Source organism: Chryseobacterium sp. FH1 (assembly GCF_000735135.1).
In the GTDB taxonomy this organism is placed as follows: Bacteria; Bacteroidota; Bacteroidia; order Flavobacteriales; family Weeksellaceae; genus Epilithonimonas.
Genome location: NZ_JPLZ01000007.1, coordinates 198573 through 214920, shown reverse-complemented (window position 1 = coordinate 214920; position 16348 = coordinate 198573). Strand labels below are relative to the sequence as shown.

Here is a 16348-nt window from a genome sequence, read left to right as displayed (position 1 = left end):
TGATCAAATTATACTTTTCATAAATTTTAAGCACAATTTTTGCATTTCTTCAATCTCAAAAAAAATTAAATCTTAAATTTGTAAAAAATCAGCAATGAGGGAAAAAATTGTGATAATCGGCGGTGGATTTGCAGGTTTACAACTTGCCAGACATCTTAACAACCAAGGAAAATATAAAGTAATGGTCATTGACAAGATGAACCATCACATGTTCCAACCTTTGTTCTATCAAGTAGCAACTGGCCGAATCGAGCCTTCAAATATCTCTTTTCCTTTCAGAAAGATTTTTCAAAGGTCAAAAAATATTCAGTTCCGAATGACGGAGGTGAAGAAAATCATTCCCTCCGAAAATAAAGTGATCGGCGACGATGGCGTTTTTACTTATGACAAACTCGTGATTGCGACAGGTTGCAAAACCAATTTCTTCGGCAATCAGAAGATGCAGGATTTGGCGCTAGGAATGAAAAACACGCAGGAAGCTATCACAATCCGAAATCACATTTTGATGACGTTCGAAAAGATGATCATCGAAAGAAAATCCAGTGACGATGGGAATTGGAATCTCGTGATCGTAGGAAGCGGACCAACAGGCGTAGAACTCGCAGGTGCATTTTCTGAGATGAAATCGCACATTCTTCCAAGAGATTATCCGAGAATGAATTTTGATGATCTTAATATTATTCTCATCAGTGCAGGCGACAAACCGTTGGAAGCTATGAGTCAGGAATCACAGGATTCTGCAGAAGTTTACCTGAATCAACTCGGCGTGAAATTCCTAAAAAACGAACGTGTAACAGATTACGACGGCGAAATCATTCATATGGCAAGTGGAAATGCCATCCCGACCAACAATGTGATTTGGGCCGCCGGAGTTACAGGAAATATCATCGATGATTTCAACAAAGAAAATCTTATAAGAAACCGATATATTGTCGACCGATACAACAAAGTCAAAGGTTTTGACAATATTTTCGCAATTGGCGACATCGCTTATATGGAAACGCCAAAATATCCGCTTGGACATCCACAAGTGGCGAATGTTGCTATTAACCAAGGAAAAAATTTAGCTAATAATCTAAAGAAAGACTCAGAGAAAAACTGGCAGGAATATGAATACATCGACCGCGGATCTATGGCGACGATTGGAAAACACAGAGCCGTTGTGGATCTTCCAAACTTCAAATTTCAAGGTTTTCTTGCGTGGTATCTGTGGATGTTCTTACATTTGATGCTGATTCTGAGCGTCAGAAACAAGCTGGCAATTTTCTTCAACTGGATGTGGAGTTACATCAACAAAGATTCTTCATTAAGGTTGATCATCGCGCCATCAAGAAAAAATCCGACAGAACAGTAATATAATCGATAGTTGATAAATGATAATTGATTGCAATTCATCACTTATCATTCATCATTCATCATTTATAATTATGCGAATAGACATCATAAGTGTACTTCCAGAACTGATGGAAAGCCCGTTCCAAACCTCGATTTTGAAAAGAGCGATGGAAAAAGGATTGGCAGAAGTGCATTTTCACAACGTTAGAGATTGGAGCACCAACAAACACCGCAAAGTGGATGACGAACCTTATGGCGGTGGCGCAGGAATGATAATGACAGTCGAACCTTTGGACAACTGCATCTCCGACCTAAAATCGCAAAGAGAGTACGACGAAATCATCTATCTAACACCCGAAGGCGAAACTTTGAACCAAAGAATTGCGAATACACTTTCAATTAAAAAAAATCTGATTTTCCTTTGTGGACATTACAAAGGCGTTGACCAACGTGTTCGTGACCTTCACATCACGAAAGAAATTTCCATCGGCGATTACGTTTTGACAGGTGGAGAATTGGCAGCGTGCGTTTTGGCAGATTCCGTCATCCGACTTTTGCCTGGCGTTTTGAATGACGAGCAAAGTGCATTGACAGACAGTTTCCAGGACAATCTTCTTTCGCCACCAATCTACACAAGACCGGAAACTTACAAAGGATTATCTGTCCCAAAAATTTTGTTAAGCGGTAATACTTCAGCCATTGAAGATTGGTTGCACGATGAAGCAGTGAGAGTAACGAAGGAAAGGCGACCGGATTTATTGGAGTAATTTCAAGAATAAAAACAAAAACTTTTAACCAATTTCAAAAACACAAATGAGACACTTTTTCAAACTGGCTGGCTTTGTTGTCGCTATTTTATTGATTCCTATTAATTTTTCTGCGCAACAAAAAGACGAGTCAGTTATCTCTCAAAATAGAGTAGAAATATATTCTAAAGCCTATGGAAACAGGAAAAACCTACCAATTATTTTTATCCACGGCGGACCGAGAGGAAACTCCACACTTTTTGAGGAAACGACTGCGCAAAAATTAGCCGATAACGGTTTTTACGTTATTATTTATGACAGACGTGGCGAAGGACGTTCCATTGACACAACTGCAACTTTCACCTATCAGGAAGCAAATAATGATTTGAAAGAACTGTATAAAACCTACAATATCAGCAAAGCAAATATTCTTGCTCACAGTTTTGGAGGCTTGGTTGCAACGCTTTTTGCGGAAGAGAATCCTGAAAAAGTATCATCATTAATTTTAGCCGGTGCATTGTTTTCTCAGCAAGAAACGTACAACCATATTTTAAATTCAACTAAAAAAAATTATCTGGATAAGAATGATATTTTGATGCTTTCTAAAATTTCGGAAATAGAAAAGCTTTCTAAAAACTCAGCTGAATATAGAAAACTATGTTATGAAATTGCAAGCCAAAATAATTATTTTAAAATGCCGTTTCCCACTACAGAAGCCAATCAACTACGGAAAGAATATGAATCCAGCGAATTTGGGAAAAACAATATCCGAAATGATAATGCGCCTATTGTATTTTATCAAAATGAAAGCAAAAATAATATCGATACAAAACCAATCCTGAAAAAACTAAAAAAGAAGGTAAATCTATTTGCAATCTATGGTCAACAGGACAATGTATTTTCCCCAAGACAACTTGATGATATGGAGAAGATTGTAACAAAAAATAATTTCAGAATCATCGAAAATTGTTCCCATTATTTATTTGTAGACCAACAACAAATATTCCTTGAAACAATTGAAAAATGGTTAAATTAAAACCTTCGAAATACATTAATATTAATTCAAAAACACCAATGAAACACCTTTTCAAACTGGCTTCCTGTGCCTTAGCTATTTTACTGATTTCCTGTAATGCTGAAGCACAGCAACAAGACGATTATTCAGCAAAAATTGACAGCTTAATCAAAAGCACAACGCCACGTACTTTCAACGGTGTGGTTTTCATTAAACAAAACGGGAAGGAAAAATACGCGAAAGCTTTTGGCTATGTTGACTTCAACAAGAAAACGCCTTTGAAAATCAATGATAGATTTTCGACTATGTCTATCGCCAAGCAGATTACAGCAACCTTGATTTTGCAGGAAGTTGAAAAAGGAACGATTGATTTGCACGTCCCAATCAGGAAATATTTGCCCGATTTCAAATATTCTTGGGCAGATAGCATTACTGTTCATCATTTGCTGAATCACACTTCGGGACTTTACAGCGATGATTTGAAACCAACTTTGAAATTGAAAACGGGAACGGAATTCAGTTATTCCAATGTCGGATATTCTGTCGCGGGATTGGTCTTGGAAAAGCAAAGTGGGAAAAGTTACGAGGAATTGGTGACGGCATTATTCAAAAAATGCAAAATGAATGATAGCGCTTATCCTAGCGAAAACAATAGTAAACTTTTGACAAAAGGCCACACCATTAGAAAAGACGGAAGTTTTAAATTGAATGAAAAATCAGGTTTTGATGATTCCTATTATTTTGGAAGTCATCTGATGGTGACCGCACCGGATTTGGCCAAATGGAATGAGTGTTTGCACAACGGAAAACTTTTGAAACCGAAAACTTATCAATTGATGACCAATTATTCCACCACCGCAACGCATCAACTTTTCAGTGAAAATCCGATTGGTTATGGCTACGGTTTGAGAATCAATGACAAGGCTGATATCTACGAAATCGGGCACACAGGATTTCATCCGAGCGAAGGTTTTACGGCGGTCAATTTATATTATCCTAAGACCAAAACCAGCGTTATCGTAATGGAAAATGTGGCGAACGAAAACTTTGACATTGCCTATTATTTTGAGCAGGAAATCAGAAAGATTGTGATGGATTCTAAACTTTTGAAATAATATTATCCAATGAAAAAACTAATATTAATTTTCAGCCTGTTTCTTTTCTCTATTCAGACATTTGCTCAAAACTTGGTTGAACTTCGGAAAAAACTCAATCAAATTATCTCAACAAAAAATGCAACAGTCGGGATTTCATTAAAAGGAATGGAAAACAAAGACACTTTGAGCATCAATGGAAATATAAATATGCCGATGATGAGCGTCTTCAAATTCCACATTGCGCTGGCGGTTCTGAATGAAGTGGACAAAGGAAAACTGGCTTTGAATCAGAAAGTTTTCATTAAAAAAGAAGATTTGAAGGAAGATACTTGGAGTCCAATCCGTGAAGAATTTCCCAATGGCAATATGGATTTGACCATTGACCAATTGTTGCGCTACACGGTTTCTCACAGCGATAATAACGGTTGCGATATCCTTTTGAAATTGATTGGCGGAACGAAAACAGTTCAGAAATTCATTAATAAAATTGGTATCAAAGATTTTACCATCAAAATGAATGAAGACCAAATGCGGACTTGGGAAAATCTCTACATCAACACCACAACACCGATTGCTACGACCAAATTATTAGACAAATTCTACAACGGAAAAGTCTTGAAAAAAGCCACAACAAAATACCTTTACCAAATAATGGTTGAATGTTCGAGAGGAACAACTTGGATGAAAGCTGGACTCCCCGACGGAACAGAATTGGCGCACAGAACTGGAATTTCCGGAACGAATGATAAAAATTTGCGTGTCGCAATGAACGATATTGGAATAGTGAAACTTCCGAATGGTAAACATTTTTTCATTTCCATTTATCTGAAAAACATCACCGAACCGAGAGAAGACACTGAGAAAATCATTGCAGATATTACAAAAGCCACTTGGAATTATTTTATCAAGAAATAAACAGTTTTGGTTTTGGAATAATTTATGATTTTCATAGTTGAAATATACCTTTCTAAATATTTTAGAGAGGTTTTTTATTTATTTTATTAATTATTATCTTTATTCAAAATTGGATTTATGCAGAAGACGGTTTACGATAAAAGTGAGTTGCGCAATTTTGTGAATGATAGCATTTCGGGGAAAGTGAAGACGCTTGAGTTTTACCTCAATTTCTCTCTGGAAGCCAGCCGGGACATCAAGAAAACTTCAAAATACGATTCGATAAGAGAAGAAATCCAGGAGGAAATTTATCTTTTGGACAAACAAATGGTTTCGCTGAAAAATATGCAACGCGAAATGCGAAGAGTCCTGAACTCCGTTTCCGACAAGGTGAAACTAGGTTCGCTGGTCATCACAAACAAAGCTCGTTTTTACATTTCGGTTTCTTTGGGGGAATTTTTCTTCCAAGGTGACCGCTTCTACGCCATCTCGCCAGAAAGTCCAATGGCGCAAACGATGATGGGAATGCAAGCCGGCGATTCTTTTGTCCTCAATAAAATCGGGCAGGAAATTGTGGAGGTGTTTTAGAGTGAGGGAAGTTGGAAGATGGATGATGGAAGCTTTTTAGCGTGAGTCTTATCACTTTGTCCCTTTGCCTCGATTCTTGTATCTTTGAATATGGAAAACGCTAAAATTTTAAAAAACATCATAGAAGAGCGCAGAAGCATCTTCCCAAAAGATTACACCGACAAAGAAATCCCTCAACATATTCTTGACGAAATCCTAAGCAACGCCGTTCTGGCGCCCAATCACAAGCGCACAAAACCTTGGCGCTTCAAGACCTTCAAAGGTGAGGAAAAACAAAAATTGGGATTGGAACTTCAAAACATATATAAAAATTCCACAGCGGAAGCTCAGTTTCTTCAGAAGAAATATGATGATATTGGATTCAAGATTTCAAAAGCGAATGTTGTGGTTTCAATCGTGGTCAATTTCAGTGGATTGGTTCCGGATTGGGAGGAGATTTCGGCTGTTTCTATGGCGGTTCAGAATATGTATTTGACTTGCACGGCAAACAATATCGGTTGCTACTGGAGTTCTCCAAAAATCGTTGAGCAATTGAAAGATGCTTTGACCATCGAAGAAAACCAGCAATGTTTGGGATTGTTTTATATGGGAAGTTTGGAATAATTTTTATTTGATAAATTTTTGACTCTCGCAGATTTAGCAAATCCAGCAAATCTTCATTATCAGTTAATCTGCAAAATCTGCCCGATCAGCGAGAAATATTTATGATATTTAAATTCTTAATTCATTTTAAACTTCATCAATGCAAAAAGTTTCAATATTCTGGTTTCGACGCGACCTTCGTTTGGAAGACAACAACGGTTTGTCCGAAGCTTTGAAGTCCGGCGAGAAAGTGATTCCGATTTTTATTTTCGATAAGGAAATTCTGGGTCAGCTTGAAGATAAATATGACCGACGCGTTGATTACATTCATCAGGCTTTAGAAAAAATCAATCTTGAACTGACAGAATCCGGAAGCAATCTTCTGACTTTTCACGGCAAACCATTGGAGATTTTCAAACAATTGCAGAAGGACTATGATTTGCAATCGGTCTATTGCAATCGGGATTATGAACCGTCAGCTATTAAAAGAGATGAGGAAATAAGGAAATTTCTCAATTCAAAAAATATTGATTTTCTTGATTTTAAAGACCAAGTTATTTTTGAAAAGAATGAAGTGGCAAAAGACAACGGCGAACCTTACACGGTTTACACGCCTTTCTCAAACAAATGGAAAAAACTTCTGACCGAAGACGATTACAAATCGGTTAAGATTGATAAAACCCAATTTCTGAATTTACCTTCGAAGAAAATATTGAGCTTAAAAGAAATCGGATTTGAGAAAACAGATTTTGATTTTGAAGAACCAACCCTGGAATCGAAAATCATTGATGACTACGATAAAAAACGGGATTTCCCAGCTTTGGATGCGACAACGCATTTGGGAATTGCACTCAGGTTTGGAACCATCTCCGTCCGGAAATGTGTGAAATTCGCCCTAAGTCACAACGAAACTTGGCTGAATGAATTGATTTGGCGGGAATTCTTTATGCAAATCTTATTTCACTTTCCGAAGGTTGTCAATTATTGTTTCAAAGAGAAATACGAAAATATCCCGTGGCGAAACAAGGAATCCGAATTTGAAAAATGGTGCAACGGCGAAACGGGTTATCCAATTGTAGATGCAGGAATGCGCCAACTGAACCAAACCGGCAGAATGCACAACAGAATCCGAATGGTCACTGCAAGTTTTCTCACAAAACATCTTTTGATTGACTGGCGTTGGGGCGAAGCATATTTTGCGAAGAAATTGCTGGATTACGACCTTTCAGCCAACAACGGAAACTGGCAATGGGCGGCAGGTTGTGGTTGCGATGCGGCGCCGTATTTCCGGGTTTTCAATCCGGATGAGCAGATGAAGAAGTTTGACAAGGATTTGAAATACATCCGAAAATGGAATCCTGATTTTGAAAAAGACATTGTGGAGAACCGAATCGTGGAGCATAAATTTGCGAGAGAACGAGCTTTGGAGACTTATAAGAAAGCTTTAAACTAATCTTTTTAACCACAAAAGTCACAAAAGTTTAACACTTAAGTTGATGACAAGATTTGTGATAGTACAATTGAGAACACATAAGTTTTGGAAATCTCGATTTTTTGACTTAATTATTTGATTAGAAATTTTGATAACTATCTAAGAGCCTTTTTTAAAATGATTCAAAAATAAAATTTTCAAAACGTTTTCTTTCCCATAAAGGGTGGAAAAACGTCTTGAAAATTTCATCAAAATTACACCCTTTAGGGTTGGGGAAATAATTTTGATGAAATTTAAATAGGCTCTACGCTTTGACAAAACATTGATTGGAGAACAAATCCCATAGCCCTGATTGAAGAGAAAATCCCACAGCAAGCCCTTCGACAGGCTCAGGACAGGCTGGCTTGCGAGGAATTGCAACGGAAAGCAGGTTCCCGGCTCCGAAGATTCAAAGTTTTTTTATTCAATATTCCAGGTTTGAAAAAACTTCTGACATCTGACTACCAACTTCTAACTAAAATTTTTCGTAATCGAAAATTTTGTATATCTTTGCACACTTAATATTTAACCGGGACGTGTTCCCACAATTTTAAAATTATATGTCAGTAAAAATCAGATTACAAAGACACGGTTCGAAAGGAAAACCTTTCTTCCACATCGTAGTTGCGGATGCAAGAGCTAGAAGAGATGGTAGATTCATCGAAAAATTAGGTACTTACAACCCAATTACAAACCCAGCAACTATCGATTTGAATGTTGATTCTGCTGTTAAATGGTTGAACAACGGTGCACAGCCAACTGACACTGCAAGAGCGATCCTTTCTTACAAAGGTGCTTTGTACAAAAAACACCTTCAAGGTGGTGTGGCTAAAGGTGCTTTTGACGAGGCTGAAGCTGAGAAGAGATTCGCTGCTTGGGTTGACGCTAAAGATGCTAAAGTACAAGGTAAAGTAGAAGGTTTATCTACAGCAAAATCTGACGCTAAGAAAGCGGCTTTGGAAGCTGAAGCTAAAGTAAACCAAGCAAGAATTGACGCTGCTGCGAAAGCTGAAGCTGATGCAAAAGCTGCTGAAGAGGCCGCAAACGCACCTGCTGAAGAAGTTGCAACTGAAGAAACTGCGACTGAAGAACCAACTGCTGAGGCAGAAGGAACTGAAGAAACTCAGGCTTAATTCTTTACAAAAAGATACAATCTCAAAGACACGATAATCTCGTGTCTTTGTTGTTTAATAAAAATCAATTTGTTTCCACAACCCTTCCTTCGACTCCGCTCAGGATGACAGGCGCAAATTGATTTTCATTCCACCCTTTAGGGCAGGGGAAAGAAGAAAATTAATTTTTGAAATAATGAGAAAAGAAGACTGCTATTTTTTAGGAACCATTACCAGAACGCACGGACTGCAAGGCAACGTCATCCTAAAACTGGATACAGACCAACCAGAAATGTACGATAAACTGACATCGATTTTTTTGGAAATCAATGGATTGCTGGTTCCGTTTTTTGTTGAGAAACAGCAGTGGCAGAGAGGTGACACGAAAATCCTTTCTTTCAAAAATTCTTCCGAAGCTTTGGTAAATCAGACCATTGGGAAAGGTGTTTACCTTCCGCTTTCTACCCTTCCGCCTTTGACGGGGAAAAAATTCTACTACCACGAGGTTGTCGGTTTCGAAATCCGTGAAGAGGATGGAAAATCTTGTGGAACGATTGTTTCCATCAACGATATGACGGCTCAGAATTATTTCATTCTTAATCTTGCCGGAAAAGAAATCATCATTCCACTTATCAGAGATTGGATTCTGGAAGTGAATCGGGAAGAGAAATTCATCAAAATGTTTTTGCCAGAAGGTTTGATGGATGTTTTCCTGGTGCCTTCGAAAAAGGATGAGTAATTCTTAAATCGAGTTCTTCAAAGTTTCTATTCTCTCCAACATACTATTGAAAAATTTTTTGCGGTCGCGTTGTCCGGAGAAACTCAGCGATGTCGAGTTTTTGATTTGATGCTGAAAGAAATTGAGCGCATCATCACACGTACTTTGGTCATCCGTCATCATATAACCGAACATATTGTATGGCACGAAAAGCGAAGATTTTTCTTCGTTTTTAAATAAAATACTGTTGTTCAAAATCAGAATATCGTGGGCATAAATATGGAAATTCTTGTTTTCATTTTCTGCTTTCTTCTCGATGCTTTTGATTAATATTTTCAGTTCTTCGAGAATTAATTTCGCAGTTTCCTTAGATAGAATTTCGATTTCTGAATAAAATAAGACCTGATTCAGAATGCTAGAAATGGTCGTGTTATTCCATATTTCTGTGACATTCAGATTCTCATAAAGGCTTTTCAAATCCTCACTTTTGTCGGAATATCGTTCTAATTTGAAATCGTCGAACGGTTGCATAAAGTCTTTTTCATTCAAAAGATTCATCCAGACAAACAACTTAAATCTCGACAAAACCGAATCCGAAATCGTATAAAAAAACGGAATATCCTTTGCGGAATAATAAACCTCAGTTTCTTTATTGATTTTGAAATCATTCAGAAGATGCAACGCGTCATCAAAATAATTGAGCAAATCCGTAACGGTTCTGATGGGTTTGGTTTTCTTCGCAATGATTTGGTTGTCACTTTCCATAAAACTGTCTAGCGAAATATTGTAAAATTTCGCCAAAACCAGACTTTCTTCCAGAGAAAATTTAGATTTCATCGAGGTTCTTCGGTGCGATGCGTCGTAGCTGATGTTGAGGACATTGGCAATCTCATCGTTCAGAGATTTGTCTCCAATCTTGCTTCGAATCTGTTTCAATAAAAGTTCCTGATACATCTTTTGCGATTTTCACAAATTTAGAAAAAATATTAATTCTTTTCCGCATTGAGAAAGTTGAGTTTCGAATATAATTTTACATCATCATTAAAAGATAAAATTATGAAAACGAAAATATTAGGACTCGCCATTCTTCTGACCACGCTAACTTCTTGCGTCAGTTTTGACAGAAAATTAATCAAAGATGATTTGACAAAGATTTCTGAAAACAACGGGAAATCAATCGAAGGAAAGTATGAATTCAAAGGTTATGACAACTCGAGTTCATTAATTTCAAAACCAAGCGAATCCATAGGAATTGCCAGAATGTTGGATTTGAAAAATCAAGGTTTGGAAGATTGCGACTTTTTGGAAATCAAATCTAAAAAATTGGATAATAAACTCTACGAACTGGAATTGACATTATTCAAAAATGATTCGGTCAAACATTCTTACAAGTTGAACGCCACTTTAAAAAACGGAATCTTGACCTTGAAAAACAGAACGACAAAATGCACCGGAATTCCCTACTTCCTTGGCGGATGCGAAGTTTCCCAATCCAGAATCGGTTTGACGGCAGACAACAATCTTGTGATTCATAGCTACAACGACAACAACGGTTCTTTCCTTTTTCTAATGTGGGCAGGCCGAACGATTAATTACGCAGAAAAATTCAAACGTATCCCATAATTTTTAAAAACCTTAATTATGAAAAAGTTACCATATATTCTCATCGCAACAAGATTTCTTATTGCGCCAATTATCTTCCTGCTTGCTTATTTTGAAATTGAAAATTCCCGAAATTTGATTTTAATATTAATGTATTTCGGATTGTTCACCGATATTTTTGATGGAATCATCGCCCGAAAAGTTGGCGTTTCATCAGAAAAATTGCGACGACTGGACAGCCAAACTGATTTGGTTTTTTGGTTATCGATTGGTTTCGCCACTTATTTTCTGAATCCCGAAATCATCCAAGAACATTGGAAAAGCATCGCCTTGATTTTCATAATGGAAGCCTTGTGCTATATCATCAGCCTTTGGAAATTCGGGAAAGAAACTTGCACACACGCTTGGCTGGCCAAACTTTGGGGACTGAGTTTGCTCATCGCTTTCACTTCTCTCATTGGATTTTCGGAGGCTGGCTGGGCATTTTATCTTTGTGTGATTTTGGGTTTCATATCGCATTTGGATGTTATTTTGATTATTTTAATCTTACCAAAATGGCAGTTTGATGTTCCAAGTTCCTATCACGCCTGGAAAATCAGAAATGGAAAAATGTTGAAAAAATCTGTTTTGTTGAATTAAAATATTTGCTCTCGCTGATTTGGCAGATTGAGCAGATAAAAGCCTCGAAAAAAAATCTGCTTGATTGGCAAAATCTGCGAGAAAAATCGATTCAAATTAAAATGGAATAGTTCTGTTGATAATCTCACAATAAATTACAACGTTTTTTCGTAAATTTGCGCACATTAATTTTGTACAATGAAACGACAGACAATTAAAGACCTATTAGCAGATTACAAAAAAGTATTACATCACGACATTACCGTTCAGGGTTGGGTTCGGGCTTTCCGTTCCAATCGTTTTATCGCGCTAAATGATGGTTCTACGATTAGTAATTTGCAAATCGTGGTTGATTTTGAAAGTTTTGATGAGGAAACCATCAAGAAAATCAACACAGCTTCGTCTTTGAAAATTGTAGGTGAAGTGGTGGAAAGCCAAGGCGCTGGACAAACCGTGGAAATCATTGCGAAAAAAATCACGATTCTGGGCGACAATTTCTTTGAGGAATTGCAATCGACAATTCTTCAGCCGAAGAAACACAGTTTGGAAAAATTGCGTGAGCAGGCACATTTGAGATTCAGAACCAATGTTTTTGGAGCAGTTTTCAGAATCCGTCACTCAGTGAGTTTTGCGATTCACTCGTTCTTTAATCAGAATCAATTTTTCTACATCAACACGCCAATCATCACTGGCGCTGATGCAGAAGGCGCTGGCGAAATGTTCGGTGTTACGAATTTCGACCTTGACAACATGCCGAAAACTGAAGAAGGAGACATCGATTTTTCTCAAGACTTTTTCGGAAAGAAAACCAACTTGACCGTTTCAGGTCAGCTTGAAGGCGAAACTGCAGCGATGGGATTGGGAAGAATTTACACGTTCGGACCTACTTTCCGTGCAGAAAATTCTAATACAACGCGTCACCTTGCTGAGTTTTGGATGATTGAGCCGGAAGTTGCTTTCAACAATCTTGAGAATAACATTGACCTTGCCGAAGATTTCTTGAAATATGTGATTCAATATGTTTTGGACAACTGCAAAGATGATTTGGAGTTCCTTGACAAACGTTTCGAAGAAGAGCAGAAATCAAAACCGGAGAAAGACAGAGCAAAAGAAGGCTTGATTGAAAAACTTCAAAACGTGGTTGCCAAGCGTTTCAAAAGAGTTTCTTACACGGAAGCAATTGAGATTTTATTAAACTCAAAAGAGAATAAAAAAGGTAAATTCCAATATCCGATTGAGAAATGGGGAACCGATTTGCAGTCTGAGCACGAAAGATATTTGGTGGAGAAACATTTCGAAACGCCGGTTGTTCTTTTCGATTATCCGAAAGAAATAAAAGCGTTCTATATGAAACTGAATGATGACGGAAAAACGGTTGCTGCGATGGACGTTCTTTTCCCAGGAATCGGTGAAATCATCGGCGGTTCTGAGAGAGAAGCCAGACACGATGTTCTTCTTGAAAAAATGAAAGACTTTGGTGTTGATGAGCACGAACTTTGGTGGTATCTTGATACTAGAAAATTCGGTTCTGTGCCGCACGCTGGATTTGGTTTAGGTCTTGAAAGATTGGTACTTTTCGTAACTGGAATGACAAATATTAGAGACGTGATTCCTTTCCCGAGAACGCCTAAAAATGCAGAGTTTTAAGCATTAATCAAATATTAAAAAGCAAATTCCTTCAGTTTTAATTGAAGGAATTTGCTTTTTAACTTTACTTAAATTTTTAAAATGAGTACAATTACTTTACATAACGAATCTGAAAATCAATTAAAATTAATTGAAGCACTTTTGAAGGAATTGAATATAAAATTTGAGGTTTCAAAAAAAAAGAAAAGATTGTCAAACTAACTGATTTTGAAAAGAAATTAATTCAGGAAGGTTTGGATGATGTGAAAAACGGAAATGTTATCTCTAGCGATGAAGCCCGAAAAAGAGCGGAAGAATGTTTCAAGTAGAATGGACAAAAAAGGCTTCAAAGCAACGAGTTGACATTTTGAAATTTTGGATTAAAAATAATCAATCTGAAACCGATTCTAAAAAAGTATTTGCAGAAACGTTAGTTGCGTAACAATTATTAAAAGAAAATCCTTTACTAGGAACCGTCACAGATTTAGATGAAGTTAGAAGAATATTGATTTTAAGAAATTTTTCAATGTTCTATAATATTGAAAATAGAATTATAAAGATTTTAGCTATTTATGACAATAGAAAAAATCCCGACGAATTAGAATTATAACATAAGCTTATTTTAATTTAAAAAAAATATCAAAATCCCATTCATATCGATTGGGATTTTTCATTTCAGATTACCTCTAAAAAATTAAAATTCCATACTTTTGAAAGTATTAAAATAAATCTAAATGAAAAAGATCAGTATTTACATGATGACAATCGGTGCCACGTTTTATTTTGGCAGCACCGTCAATGCCCAGAGCAAAACCGCGGTCCAAAAATCTGTACAAACTAACACTTCAAAAGATGAAGGCCTTAATCTTTCTTATATGGACAAATCCGTAAGACCTCAGGATGATTTCTATAATTATGTCAATGGTGGCTGGATGAAAACGGCAGTTATTCCATCGGACAAACCAAGTTGGGGCTCATTCAATGCTTTGAGGGAAGATGTAGATGTTGCATCGCTGGATATTTTGAAAAAAGTACTTTCAGAAAAATTTGCATCTAATTCCGAAGGCGAAAAAATCCAAGCGCTATATGGAACTTTCATCGATTGGAACAAGAGAAATGCAGAAGGAATCAATCCTATAAAATCTCAATTGACAAAAATCGATGCGATTAAAAATGTCAAAGATTTACAGAAATATCTGATCGAAGTTACACCTTCCGGCGACAATCCTTTCTACGGATGGAGAGTTGGTGCTGATATGAAAAACTCTGTAATGAACGCGGTTTATCTTGGTGGACCAAGTTTAGGTTTGGGTAAAGATTATTATCAAAAAGCCAACGAGGCCAATACCAAAACACTAGCCGAATATAAAAATTATGTTGCTAAACTGGAGACCGTTCTTGGAAGCAAAAATCCAGATGTCACCGCTCAGCAAATTGTTGATTTTGAAAAGAAACTGGCTCAGGATCTTTTGACTTTGGAACAAGGCCGTGATGCGAATTTGCGTTACAATCCTAAAACTGTTGCTGAATTAAAACCATTGGTGAAAAATATCAATCTTCCTGATTACCTGAAAACCGTTGGCGTTAATACAGACAAAGTCATCCTTGGTGAATTAAAATATTATCAAAATATGGATTCGTGGATGACTGATAAAAATATCGGACTCATCAAAGAATATATAAAATATGATCTATTAAATAAGAACGCAAGCAATCTTGATCAAAATCTGGACAACATCCGTTTTGATTTCTACTCCAAATATCTGCAAGGTCAGCAGGAGCAACGTTCTATGGAAAAACGTGGACTTGGCTTGGTGAATGGTGTTCTAGGTGAAGCTTTCGGAAAACTTTATGTTGAAAAACACTTCCCTGCAGAAGCCAAACAAAAGATGGAAACTTATGTCGATTACATCAAAAAATCCTTCAAACTACATATAGAAAATTTGGAATGGATGTCGCCTGTGACGAGAGAAAAAGCTTTGGAAAAACTATCAAAATTCAAAGTGAAGATTGCTTATCCAGACCAATGGAAAGATTATTCTAAATTAAATCTGCAATTAGCTTCGAATGGTGGCACTTACTACAAGAACTTGGAGAAAATCTCAGAATGGAGTTATGCCAAAAACCTAGACAAAGTAGGAAAACCAGTTGATAAAACAGAATGGGGAATGTCACCACAAACTGTAAACGCCTACTACAGCTCTTCGAATAATGAGATTGTTTTTCCAGCTGCGATTTTACAACCTCCATTTTTCCACTTCAATGCAGATCCTGCGGTTAACTTTGGAGGAATCGGTGGCGTAATCGGTCACGAAATCTCACACGGATTCGATGACAGCGGGTCAAGATTTGACGGAGACGGAAACTTAAATAACTGGTGGTCGGAAAGTGACAGAAAAAACTTTGACGAAAAAGTGGGACAATTGGCAGCGCAATATGATAAATATGAACCTGTGACAGGAAGTTTTGTGAATGGAAAATTCACGAGCGGCGAAAATATTGGAGATTTGGGCGGAATTAATGTCGCTTACACCGCTCTACAAATGTATTTGAAAGACCACGGAAATCCCGGAAAAATTAGCGATTTGACTCAAGATCAAAGATTCTTTATGAGTTGGGCAACCGTTTGGAGAACCAAATCTACAGATAAATATATGACCAATCAGGTGAAAACAGATCCACACTCGCCTGGCTACTACAGAAGTTTTGGACCATTGGTCAATATGGATTCTTTCCAAAAAGCCTTCGATATCAAACCTGGAGACAAATTGTATGTTGCTCCGGAGAATAGAATCAAAATTTGGTAAATACAAAAAAACCTTCAGATTATTCTGAAGGTTTTTTTGTTAACTTTTATTAACTCATCAAATATCGTGCTAAACTTGTTGTTTTTTGAAAATTATTTTTTAACTTCGTAAAAGTTAATCATAACTGATAAACGTTA

At 37.0% G+C, this 16348-nt stretch carries 17 protein-coding genes; 16 read left to right on the top strand and 1 reads right to left on the bottom strand.

Annotation, left to right across the window (positions count from 1 at the left end; genetic code table 11):
• Nucleotides 1-94 precede the first annotated feature (94 nt).
• The 10 genes from IO90_RS16865 (at nt 95) to rimM (ending at nt 9579) form a co-directional block, all read left to right on the top strand.
• On the top strand, nt 95-1354 hold the full coding sequence (locus IO90_RS16865) for an NAD(P)/FAD-dependent oxidoreductase (protein WP_034970043.1): 1260 nt from the start codon (nt 95-97) through the stop codon (nt 1352-1354).
• 73 nt (nt 1355-1427) lie between these two features.
• A complete protein-coding gene (gene trmD / locus IO90_RS16860) occupies nt 1428-2102 on the top strand; it encodes a tRNA (guanosine(37)-N1)-methyltransferase TrmD (protein ID WP_034970040.1) in 675 nt (224 codons plus the stop codon).
• Between the two features lie 46 nt (nt 2103-2148).
• Entirely contained in the window at nt 2149-3117 is a 969-nt protein-coding gene (locus IO90_RS16855) for an alpha/beta hydrolase (protein ID WP_081871844.1), read from the top strand.
• On the top strand, nt 3105-4211 hold the full coding sequence (locus IO90_RS16850; RefSeq protein ID WP_051878880.1) for a serine hydrolase domain-containing protein: 1107 nt from the start codon (nt 3105-3107) through the stop codon (nt 4209-4211). Before IO90_RS16855 ends, IO90_RS16850 begins: the two co-directional genes overlap by 13 nt.
• A 9-nt stretch (nt 4212-4220) precedes the next feature.
• Complete coding sequence (gene bla, locus IO90_RS16845) at nt 4221-5108, top strand: class A beta-lactamase, subclass A2 (RefSeq protein ID WP_034970037.1); 888 nt, start codon at nt 4221-4223, stop codon at nt 5106-5108.
• 117 nt (nt 5109-5225) lie between these two features.
• Nucleotides 5226-5675, top strand: a complete 450-nt coding sequence (locus tag IO90_RS16840; RefSeq protein WP_034970033.1) for a hypothetical protein — start codon at nt 5226-5228, stop codon at nt 5673-5675.
• 90 nt (nt 5676-5765) lie between these two features.
• Nucleotides 5766-6278: a nitroreductase gene (locus IO90_RS16835; protein ID WP_034970030.1), complete on the top strand. Its 513-nt coding sequence runs from the start codon at nt 5766-5768 to the stop codon at nt 6276-6278.
• Nucleotides 6279-6417: 139 nt separating this feature from the next.
• Nucleotides 6418-7710, top strand: a complete 1293-nt coding sequence (locus IO90_RS16830; RefSeq protein ID WP_034970025.1) for a cryptochrome/photolyase family protein — start codon at nt 6418-6420, stop codon at nt 7708-7710.
• A gap of 578 nt (nt 7711-8288) precedes the next feature.
• A complete protein-coding gene (locus IO90_RS16820; RefSeq protein WP_034970017.1) occupies nt 8289-8861 on the top strand; it encodes a 30S ribosomal protein S16 in 573 nt (190 codons plus the stop codon).
• A gap of 175 nt (nt 8862-9036) precedes the next feature.
• Nucleotides 9037-9579: a ribosome maturation factor RimM gene (gene rimM / locus IO90_RS16815; RefSeq protein ID WP_034970013.1), complete on the top strand. Its 543-nt coding sequence runs from the start codon at nt 9037-9039 to the stop codon at nt 9577-9579.
• A gap of 3 nt (nt 9580-9582) precedes the next feature.
• On the opposite strand, the gene IO90_RS16810 is transcribed toward rimM, so the two are convergent.
• On the bottom strand, nt 9583-10512 hold the full coding sequence (locus IO90_RS16810; protein ID WP_034970010.1) for a hypothetical protein: 930 nt from the start codon (nt 10510-10512) through the stop codon (nt 9583-9585).
• A gap of 102 nt (nt 10513-10614) precedes the next feature.
• On the opposite strand from IO90_RS16810, the gene IO90_RS16805 reads away from it, so the two are divergent.
• From IO90_RS16805 to IO90_RS16790, 6 genes are all read left to right on the top strand, one after another.
• Nucleotides 10615-11181: a hypothetical protein gene (locus IO90_RS16805; protein ID WP_034970009.1), complete on the top strand. Its 567-nt coding sequence runs from the start codon at nt 10615-10617 to the stop codon at nt 11179-11181.
• Between the two features lie 18 nt (nt 11182-11199).
• Nucleotides 11200-11799, top strand: a complete 600-nt coding sequence (locus tag IO90_RS16800; RefSeq protein ID WP_034970006.1) for a CDP-alcohol phosphatidyltransferase family protein — start codon at nt 11200-11202, stop codon at nt 11797-11799.
• A 177-nt stretch (nt 11800-11976) separates the two neighbouring features.
• The gene (gene asnS / locus IO90_RS16795; RefSeq protein ID WP_034970003.1) at nt 11977-13425 is read left to right on the top strand and encodes an asparagine--tRNA ligase; all 1449 of its coding nucleotides are present in this window, start codon (nt 11977-11979) and stop codon (nt 13423-13425) included.
• An 81-nt stretch (nt 13426-13506) separates the two neighbouring features.
• Entirely contained in the window at nt 13507-13626 is a 120-nt protein-coding gene (locus IO90_RS19285; protein WP_410492598.1) for a DUF2683 family protein, read from the top strand.
• Between the two features lie 94 nt (nt 13627-13720).
• Entirely contained in the window at nt 13721-13846 is a 126-nt protein-coding gene (locus IO90_RS19155) for a hypothetical protein (RefSeq protein ID WP_262483382.1), read from the top strand.
• A 292-nt stretch (nt 13847-14138) separates the two neighbouring features.
• Nucleotides 14139-16211: a M13 family metallopeptidase gene (locus tag IO90_RS16790; protein WP_034970000.1), complete on the top strand. Its 2073-nt coding sequence runs from the start codon at nt 14139-14141 to the stop codon at nt 16209-16211.
• The last annotated feature ends 137 nt before the right edge of the window (nt 16212-16348 follow it).